Genomic DNA, 9,747 nt, shown 5'->3' on the forward strand with positions numbered 1-9,747 from the left:
GCCGCGGGCGCGTGCCGCGCAGCGGCAGCGAGCGGAAGGCGCGCAGGAGGACGTCGCGCTCGAGCTCCCAGCGGTGGCGGGCGAGCGCCGCCTCGCGAGCGCGGGCGCCGACGGCGCCGATGTCCTCGGCGCCGTCGAGCAGCTCGCGCACGGCCGCGGCGATCGAGGAGGGGTCGCGCGGGTCGCCTATCAGCGTGCCCACGCGCTCCTCTCGCACGACCGCGGCCATGTCGGGCAGGTCGCTGACGACGACGGGCAGGCCGACCATCATGTACTCGAAGAGCTTGTTCGGCGCGGCGTACACGTACGAGAGACACGAGCCGACGAGCGGGATCAGCCCGACGTCCGCCGCCGCCGTGTAGCGCATCAGCCGCTCGTACGGCACGGCGTCGAAGACCTCGACGCTGGCCTGCAGCCTCTCGCGCTCGACCTTCGCGCGAAGCTCGCCTTCGAGCGATCCGTAGCCGACGAGCGCCAGACGGCAATCGCGCAGCTCCCGCATCGCGTCGATGAGCTCGGGCAGGCCGCGGTTGGGTATCAGAACGCCCTGGTAGATGAGGAGGAACCGCTTGCCGCCGAGCGCGCGGCGGCGGAACTCCTCGTCGGGATCGGGCTCCTCGATGGTCTCGGGCACGTTGCGCACGACGATGGGCCGACTCACGCCGTGCTCGGCCGCCATGAAGTCGGCGCGGCCGGCGTCGCTGGTGATCACAGTCGCGGCGCGGCGCAGGTAGAAGCCCTCGTAGCGCTTCATCGCCCATCGCCATGCCGGGTTCGCGGCGACCGTCCAGTTGCGCCCGAGCGCGAGCTCGTCGGCGTCGTAGACGAGCAGCGCGCCTCTCAGGCGCGCTGCGAGATGGCAGGCGAGCAGCGGGTAGGCGTCCCGAGCGTCGTAGACGTCGGCGTCCTCGCGCCACGCGGTGGCGAACGTCCGCCAGATGCCCTCGGCGAAGCGCAGGAACTTGAGCCCGAAGCCTCGCGGCAGGCGGCGCGAGCGCAGAGTCACGCGCTTGACGACGTAGCCGTCGCGCTCCTCGATGGCTGGCGTGTCGTCGTCCTTCAGCGCGACGAGGACGACCTCCCACCCGTCCTCGGCCAGCGCGCGAGCCGCGCGATCGACCCTCGTGAGGTACTTCGACGCGTTGTACTGCACGATGCAGACCTTGCCCGCGCGCGCGCTCACGAGCGGTCCACCAGCCCGTCGAGGACGGAGGCGAGACGCGCGGCCTGCGCGCGCCGGTCGAAGACGGCAACGACGGACGTGTCGAGGTCCCGGCCGAGCGAGCCGTCGCGCTTCGCGCGCTCGAGGCGCGCCAGCACCTCGGCGACGGCGGCCGGGTCGTCCGGCGCGACGACCTCGCCCGCGCGCGCCTGCCGCACGAGTGAAGCGGCGGCCCCGTCGGGCGGACCGGCGACGAGCGCGGGAAGTCCCATCCCGAGATACTCGTAGAGCTTGCCTGTGACGGACGCCTTCGCGCCCGGACGACCGGCGATCAGCACGAGCCCGACGTCGGCCGCCCCCGCGGCGGCGAGCGCCTCCGCATGCGGGAGGTAGCCGTGCAGGGTCACCCGGTCGGCGAGGCCGAGCGCGGCGACATCCCCGGAAAGCGATCCCGGCGCGGAGCCGACCAGGTCGAGCGTCACGTCCACACCCCGCGAGACGGCCTCGGCCATCCCCTTCAGGAAGACGCCCGGGTCCGAATGGCCGCGGTAGACCGTCCCCATGAAGACGACGCGCAGCGGCCCTTCCGCGTGCGGCCGCCATCGGGGCAGGTCGGCGGGATCGAAGCCGTTCGGAAGGACCAGCGCCTCGTGCGCGCCCATCTCCCGCGCCTCGGCGGCGATGGGCTCCGACACGGCGAGCACGACATCGGCGCTCGCCAGAACGGCACGCTCGAGCGCGAGCGAGCGCGCCTCGTGCGCCGGCGTAGGCCACCACTTCACCGGGTTGTCTCTCCATGCGTCGCGCATGTCCGCGACGAAGGGCACGCCGAGCTCGCGGGCGACGCGCGCTCCCGCGACGAGCGCGGAATGCGGCGGACCGGAGGCGAGCACAGCACTCACATCACGTTCGCGGCCGAGATCCACGCCCGCTCGGACCGCGGGGCCGATCCAGAACGCGGCGTCGTCGGGGACCGCTACGAAGCGCGCGAGACGGCCCGACAGCGCCGGTACGCCCGACGGCCCCGAGGCGGGCCGTCCCTCGCCGCCGCCGGAACGGCGCGCGAGCGCCTTCAGCGGCCGGAGCGCACGCGCGAGTGCACTCGCGACATGGCGGCCCGGGACGCGCACGACCGGCGTCCCGCGGACCTCGGACTCAAGCGACTCGTCGAGCGGACGGCCGGCCACCGGGGAGGCCGCGACGACGGCCGGCCACCAACCCGCCGCGGGCAGGTAGCGGCAGAACTTGGCGACGCGCTGGACGCCCCCGCCGCCGGACGGCGGGAACTCGTAGGTGATGAGGAGGAGGTCGCCGGGCATCGGAGCCTTCCGTGTCGACCGTGCGGGGACCCTTCGAGCCGGGCCCGCCCGACCGTAGTGTATAATGAAGGCCGACCTCCCGTGTCGCGCCTCATGCCGGACCGTCACCGGACCGATACGGGGAGATGTAGCCTTTCGACACAGAACAAGAGGTCCCCGCTCCATGTCATCCCTCTCCCGCATAAGACTCCCGCGTGCCCGTCGCGCGTTCGCCGCCCTCCTTGTAGCGACCACCCTCGCGATGCTCCTCGCTCCCGTCACCGCCCTCGCGACCGAGAGCGCCACCTTCTCCATCACCGGCCGCGGATGGGGACACGGCATCGGGCTCTCGCAGTACGGTGCGAAGGGCTACGCCTCACGCGGATTCGGCTACGCGTGGATCCTCAACCACTACTACCAGGGCACCACGATCGGCACCGGCACCGCGCCGACGGTCATGGTCCATCTCGACGACATGGCTGCAGCCCGGCAGACCTGGAGGGTCGGCGCGGGTAACGACGTCACGACGGTCACCGTCTACGACTACGACGCCTCCGCCACGCGCATCGACCTTTCGGGCAGGTACAACTACTGGATCACCGCGAGCGGAACCGACGTGCGCGTGCATGCGGACCGCTACACGAACGGCGCGTGGGTGCCTGGCGCGATCCTGAAGGTCTTCCACGGCTCCGTCGTCGTGCGGGCGGGTGCCTCGCGCTCGGCTTCGCTCGTGCAGATCCTCGGGCCGAGCGGCCCGTTCCACGAGTGGAACGTCATCTGGCGCGGCACCATCCGCTTCCTGCCCACCACGGACACGTCGGGACGGCCCGCCACCAAGGCGGTCAACTACGTCGGACTCGACCAGTACCTCTACGGAGTCGTGCCTCGAGAGTCGCCGTCGAGCTGGCCCACGGAGGCCCTCAAGGCCCAAGCGGTCGCGGCACGCAGCTACGCGTACGGCTCCGCCGCCGCCGGTTCGACGCTGTACTGCACGACGCAGTCGCAGGTCTACAACGGCTTCTCGGGCGCGAGCGTCGACCGGCACGAGAAGCCACGCACGAACTCGGCTGTCGACGCCACCCGCGGGCAGCTCGTGAAGTACGGCTCGACGGTGGTGCGGACGTTCTTCTCCTCCGCGAGCGGCGGACACACCGCGAACGTCGAGGACGTGTGGGTGACCAGTGCATCGCAGCCTTACTACCGCGGCGTGGACGACTACGACATCGACAGCCCCGACCACGCGTCGTGGGGCTCTGCCATCGTCTACACCCCGGCGACTCTCGCCGGCCGGATCCGCTCCTACGACTTCGGCAACAACGGGCGCTACGACTACTCGGCGCCCTCGCCCGCGACGATCGTCTCGGTCTCGACCGAGCGGGCGGCCTCCGGGTACGTTCCGTACATGACCATCCGGTGGTCGACCGGCGTCGCCTTCCGCATCCGCGGCACGACGTTCCAGAGCGCGCTGCGCCTCAAGTCCTCGAAGTTCTGGGTGCGCGCGACGACCCCGGCGCCCACCTACGTGCGCTACGAGCAGTCCAACGCCCGGATCGCCTACGGCGGCGCGTGGCGTACCGCGAGCGCGACGTCGCTCTCCGGCGGTACCTGCACGTGGTCGGCCGTGGCCGGCTCGCGCGCGGTGATCACGTTCCACGGCACGGGCTTCCGCTGGGTGGGCAACCGCTCGCCGCGCTACGGCCGGGCTCGCATCTTCCTCGACGGTGCGCCGGCCGCCCTCGTCGACCTCTACTCGACGCGACCGCAGTTCCGTCAGGCGCTGTGGTCCAGGAGCGGGCTGTCCGACGCCACACACACCGTCGAGATCGTCGTGACCGGCACGAAGTCCGCCGCGAGCGCGGGATACGCCGTCGCGCTCGACGCCGTCGACATCACCGGCGGCTCGCTCCTGCAGGCGTCCGCGCCGCCCACTCTGCGCCGCTTCGAGGAGTCCGACTCCCGCGCGCGCTACACCGGGGCGTGGACCACCGCGACGAACCCTGCGATGTCGGGAGGCGGCTACACCTACACGCAGGCGCCCACGGCGTCCGTGACGTTCGCCTTTACGGGCACACGCGCGCGCATCGTGGCGCCGCGCAACCGCAACTACGGCGTCGCGCTCGTCTCCCTCGACGGCGGAGCAGCCGTCCTGGTCGACCTCTACGCGGCGAGGCTCGAGCTCCTGCGGACCGTGTGGGACTCCGGCGAGCTCGGGAACCGCGCGCACACACTGCGGATCTCACCCGCACGCACCCGCAACCCCGCGTCGGGCGGCTACATCATCACGCTCGACGCGATCGACGCGAACGGACGCTGACGAAGACGCGCTACAGGTAGTCCGAGGCGTGCACGCCGATCAGATCGGTCGGGATGACGTCGACGATCGCCCGCTCGTCCTCGACGAGGTCGACATCGATCGCGGGACGCATCTCGGTCCCGTCCGGGCACAGGATGAGGCGGATGCAGGGACGCAGAGGGTCCGGTCCCGGCTCCCTGACGATCCCCACCGAGTGGTCCGCGAGACGCACCGCGCTGCCCACCGGTATCACGCCGAGGGCCTGCACGAACATCCGGGTCATCACCGGGTCGAGCGGCCCGCCCGACGCTTCGCGCAACAGCTGGGCGACCGCCTCGTCCGGACGCAACGCGGGCCCGGTGGCCGGCCTGGTAAGACCGTCGTAGCGGTCGACGACGGCGACGATGCGGCTGTACGGATGCGTGGCGTAGCCCGAGTCGCGCTCGGGAAAGCCCGAGCCGTCCGCTCCCATGTGGTGCTCGTACGCCACGATCATCGAGAAGCAGTCCGCGTCCGACACCGAGCCCAGCGCCCGCGCGCCGGCGATGGGATGGGCCGCGCGCAACGCGTCGGCGTCTCCCTCGATAGGAAGGGTCATCCCCGCGTCGTGCAGCAAGGCGGCGAGCCCGAGGGAGAGCAGGGCGTGGTCGGGCAGTTCGAGCACCCTGCCGAGGACGAGGGCGTGCAGCATGACGCCGACCGCGTGGAACCTCGAGCGCTCGCCGTGACCCGTCATCCCCGCGAGCGCGATGATCGCGTACAGGTCCTCGGTGACGCGCTCGATGAGCTCGGCGAGGGTGCGCATCGCCACGAGCGGCTCCATGTGGGTCCCCTCGCCGGTCGCGGCGACGACGTCCTTGAGCCCGGCGAGAGCGTGACGGTAGAGTGCGCGGTCGGCCTCGCGACGACGGTCGCGCTCCTCGGCCTCGGCGGACGAGTTGTCCTCGAGCTCCGAGACCGTCACCGCCTGGACGCCGCGCTCCTCCATCTCGACCTGCACCTGCAGTTCCGGCGACGGCCGGAGGCTCAGGACCTCGCTGATCCCGATCGCGTCGACCTGGCCGAACCCGATGTGGAACGTCAGGCTCTCGATGCGACGGACTTCCATCGCCTCGGCGAGTGCCTTCGCGGCGGGGCTCGCATCGGTGACGACGTCGCTGCCTTCGTAGAGGCGCCCGTTGCGGATGTTCAGCGAGAGCGGCCGCACGTCGACCGACTCCGTCACGGCCGCGACGAGGTCGGCCAACGCCTCCCGGTGCGTGGGATGCTCCGGCGGGTACAGGCGCACGGCCCTTCGCGCGGGAGCGAGCGCGTTCGCTATCTGGAGGGCGCCCATCTAACCCAGCCCCTTCGCTTTCCTTGCGTCGAGCGCCTCGCGAGCGAGCCGCTTCATCTCGACGTGCCACCCCTTGCGCATGAACGCGCGCTGGTCCGCGATCCGCGTGAGCGCCTCGTCCACCGCTTTCGAGGTGGAGCTCACGAGCAGCGCGATGATGTAGCGCGCCGCGGGAAGGTCCTTCTCGCCCTCGAACTCGCCCAGACGGGTCGCGAGCATCTCGACGGCGCCCGGTTCCTCGGCGTGGGCCAGCACGCGCGCACTGACGACGGCGACCGCATAGGACTCGTCACGGAGCAGCTTCGGCATGAACTGGAAAAGCACCTGGCCGCCGGCCTCGCCGATGCCCCGCGCCGTCTCCGAGCGGACACGGTCCTCGGGCCGGGCGACGAGTTGCGCGAGCGCCTGCATGCACCACGGCCCGCCGTCGCGGGCGAACAGCTCCGCGAGCCGGGCTGCATGGCGCGAGTCCACGCGCGGGGCCTCCGGCGCGAGGAGTTCGGGAAGGCGTCTGCCGAGCACCGCCTCGGCGGCGGTCATCGCGTCCTCGGCCTCGGAGGCGAGCGCGGCGGTGGCGACACCGCTCGTGGCCTTCTCGCCACCTAGCGTGACGAGCTCCTTGGCGTATTCGACCGCCTGATCGTCGGTGGAGTACAGCGCCAACAGCGCGGACATCGAGCGCGTGCCGCATGCCTCCTCGATCGCGGCTTCGAGGCGGACGTGCAGGTCCGGCCAGGGCTTCCCCGACGTGAGCGAGAGCCGCGCTATCTCCCTGACGACCGTCATGGCGAGTCGCCCGTCCCCGACCTCGAACAGATGCGGGACACTCGAGGCGAGCGCCTCGAGGACGTGGCAGTACGGCTCGAAGTCGTCCGCTGTCTCCAGGAGGCGCATGACCGTGGCGACGCCCTCGGGATCGAGCCGGTGGCGCGCCGAGATCAGCGCCTCGACGGCCGCCAGCTGCTGCGCCGGCACCCGAGCGCTCTCCAACACGGAGCGGTAGATGGGCCTCACGTCCACGAGAGGCGGTTCGGGCGCCGTCTCACGGCGCACACCGATCATCCTCTCGAGGAAGAGTGTCTCGGTCTCGCCCACGTCGGCGGCGCTCAGCGCCGCCTCGGTCTCGCGCAGGAGCTCCCCGGCTCGCTCGCCCACCGGGAGCTTGGTGAGCGCGTACGAGAGCGACATCAGGTTCGTCCCGTAGCGGCCGCCGCGGATTGCCGCCGTGAGTTCGACGGACGAGACGTTCGCGAGCATCTCGACCATGACCTCGCGCACCGGCTCGAGCTCCATCGAGACCTCGAGCAGCCGGTCCTTCGCATCCGAATCCTGTTCGGCGAAGGCGGCGGCCATCGTCCGCCCGAAGACCCGCACGTCGCCGGAGGCCGTCGCGAGCGTGAGGATGCCTTCGATCAGTCCCTCGTCGTCGAAGGCGAGCAGCGCGCGCAGCCACTCGGCGAGCCGGCCGGCGTCCGCCGCCAACTCGGCGAAGAACTTGTCGGCCTCCTCCTCGGGGATCTCGGGAGGCGCCTCGACCTTCGAGAGCACCAGGGCGATCACCTTGATCCCACCGACGCCCTGCTGGCTCAGCATGATCCCCATCCCGCCGTGCGCCTGCAGCTCGTGAGGGCGCATCTGCGCCGCGTTGAGGAGCGCGATGACCTCTTCCGGGGTGGGAGGCGCGACGAAGTGGAGTTCGCCCACGCCGTGTGCCCCGAGCGCGTCGACCAGCTCGGGGACGCCTGGGCCGGCGAGCACGCCGTCGAGGCCGCGCAGCACGAATCCCTCGCGCACGACGTCGAGCTTCAGGGAGGGCTCGGCCTGGATGTATTCCTCGACCGCCTCGCAGACGGCTTCGGCGGCCTGGACCGTCATCGGGCTGCCCGACGGGTATAGCCGCGCGGCACGCCACGCGGATCCCAGGTTCCGTACCACAGCGCCGATGGTCGCGTTCTCTTCCACGGTCGCCCCCTCCGCAGGTAACACGATACGCGAAGTGGGGGTATTTGCGGAAACCGGGGTTTCGGCGAGCGGGGGCGGGGGGAGGGAAAGGGCTACGGCAAGGTCCGAGATGCCGCCCGCCGTACGTTTCGGCTAGATGACATCGAAGACGCGGAGAAGACCTGCGGCAATCAGCAAGATTCCGATCACCAGGAGACTATACTCGTGATACTTGGCATCGTGGACGAAACCTCCGAGACGCTCTTCCCAATTCCGGCTCACCGTAGCGTGACGCTTGCGGAGTACTATCACGGCGACGCCACACACGATGAAGAGCACGCCCCATGAATCCACACTCACCTTCATCACCTGACCCTGAAGACTGATAGAGACCAACCTGGAGTCCCTGCGCCGATCTCCGCGAACGGTTCTGGGTTCCGAGTGATGCTCAAACCAAGGGACCCACCCGCCAACCCTGATGCAAACGAGTCGAAGGCCGCATACCAACCAGGCCTGACTTCAGATGTTGACAAGGTCACAGACGCACCCAGCGTGCCTCTCGCAACCCCCGCGTACGTATGTACTCCCGTCCGAGAGTCGAGAATCCATCCCCTCATGTAAGGCGGATACGTGAGCTGAAGGTTCGCGTAGCAGTCCAGCTCAAGCCCTTGCACCTCTGTCGAACGCAATGTGGTCGTGTGGCACGACGAACAGGCAGGCACTGGTCCGCGATTTCCGTATCCCGCGTCGTTGCACGCCAGCCCGCTCGGATCCACCCTCCCCACCGGGTCCCCCGCGCAGTACGCGTAGAGGTCCGTGTCCCCGCCCGAGAAGTCGATGGGGTCCGGTGTGGTGAAGCGCCCCAGCGCCGGGTCGTAGTCCCTCGCCCCGAAGTGTGAAAGACCGGTGTCCTCATCGATGATACCGCCCGCGAACCCTATCGCCACCCTCATCCCCGGTGCGGAGTCGTAGGTGACGTTGCCGAAGGAGTCCCAGTCGATGGTCTTGACCACCACCCCGCCACTGGTCGCCACCGCACGCAGAGACCCGGTCTGGTCGAAGGCGAGCGAGTAGGTGCCCGAGGGTGTGGTCATCTGATACGGCACGCGGGCGTCGGCGTAGGTGAAGCGTGAGGTAAGCGAACCCGAGCCGTCGTAGGTGGCGAGCAACCTCCCGTCGTCGGCGATCAGGTAGCGTTCGCTGACCACGCCGTCGACGGCCTTCGCCACGCGCCTGCCCGCACCGTCGTAGGTGTAGGTGAGCACCCTCCCGTCGGGAAGGCCCACCCGCGAGAGTTCGCCGGCAGCGGTGTGGGTGTAGGTGGTGAGGCCGTCCGCGCCGGTACGGGTGAGGACTCTCCCGTCCTCATCCCAGGTATAGGCGACAGCGCCGCAGGAGAGCACCCTCCCGTCGGCGTCGTAGGAAAGCGCCAGCGTCTCATCCACCCCGCGCACGGGTGCGCGGTACGCACTGCGGCGTCCCTCACCGTCGAAGGCGTAGGACTCGGCGATCCCCCCATCGCGGGTGACAAGGGTCAGGCGCCCCAGCGTGTCGTAGGTGTAGGCGAGTGCGTGCGCCGCCCCCGCGAGTGTCTCCACCCGCGAGACGATCCTCCCCGCCATGTCGCGGGAGAGCGCATACGAGGAGACGGCCGCACCGGCGACCGCGAGCGACTCGGAGTCCATCTCGCCGAAGGAGGAGAAGGAGCGGGAGAGTG

At 70.3% G+C, this 9,747-nt stretch carries 6 protein-coding genes; 1 reads left to right on the forward strand and 5 read right to left on the reverse strand.

Annotation, left to right across the window (positions count from 1 at the left end):
• Together WC971_10525 and WC971_10530 are read right to left on the reverse strand one after the other, a co-directional pair.
• On the reverse strand, positions 1-1,183 hold a 1,183-nt coding region (locus WC971_10525), incomplete at its 3' end, for a glycosyltransferase family 4 protein (GenBank protein ID MFA5845248.1).
• On the reverse strand, positions 1,180-2,481 hold the full coding sequence (locus WC971_10530; protein ID MFA5845249.1) for a glycosyltransferase: 1,302 nt from the start codon (positions 2,479-2,481) through the stop codon (positions 1,180-1,182). The genes WC971_10525 and WC971_10530, both read right to left, overlap by 4 nt.
• Positions 2,482-2,644: 163 nt before the next feature.
• Here WC971_10530 and WC971_10535 point away from each other — a divergent pair, with 163 nt between their 5' ends.
• Positions 2,645-4,774 (forward strand): SpoIID/LytB domain-containing protein, encoded by a 2,130-nt coding sequence (locus tag WC971_10535; GenBank protein ID MFA5845250.1) that lies wholly within the window; start codon positions 2,645-2,647, stop codon positions 4,772-4,774.
• Between the two features lie 10 nt (positions 4,775-4,784).
• On the opposite strand, the gene WC971_10540 is transcribed toward WC971_10535, so the two are convergent.
• From WC971_10540 to WC971_10550, 3 genes are all read right to left on the reverse strand, one after another.
• The gene (locus tag WC971_10540; protein ID MFA5845251.1) at positions 4,785-6,089 is read right to left on the reverse strand and encodes an HD domain-containing phosphohydrolase; all 1,305 of its coding nucleotides are present in this window, start codon (positions 6,087-6,089) and stop codon (positions 4,785-4,787) included.
• A complete protein-coding gene (locus tag WC971_10545) occupies positions 6,090-8,051 on the reverse strand; it encodes a hypothetical protein (protein MFA5845252.1) in 1,962 nt (653 codons plus the stop codon).
• A 344-nt stretch (positions 8,052-8,395) separates the two neighbouring features.
• On the reverse strand, positions 8,396-9,747 hold a 1,352-nt coding region (locus WC971_10550), incomplete at its 5' end, for an RHS repeat-associated core domain-containing protein (protein ID MFA5845253.1).

The organism is Coriobacteriia bacterium, from assembly GCA_041658765.1.
In the GTDB taxonomy this organism is placed as follows: Bacteria; Actinomycetota; Coriobacteriia; order Anaerosomatales; family JBAZZO01; genus JBAZZO01.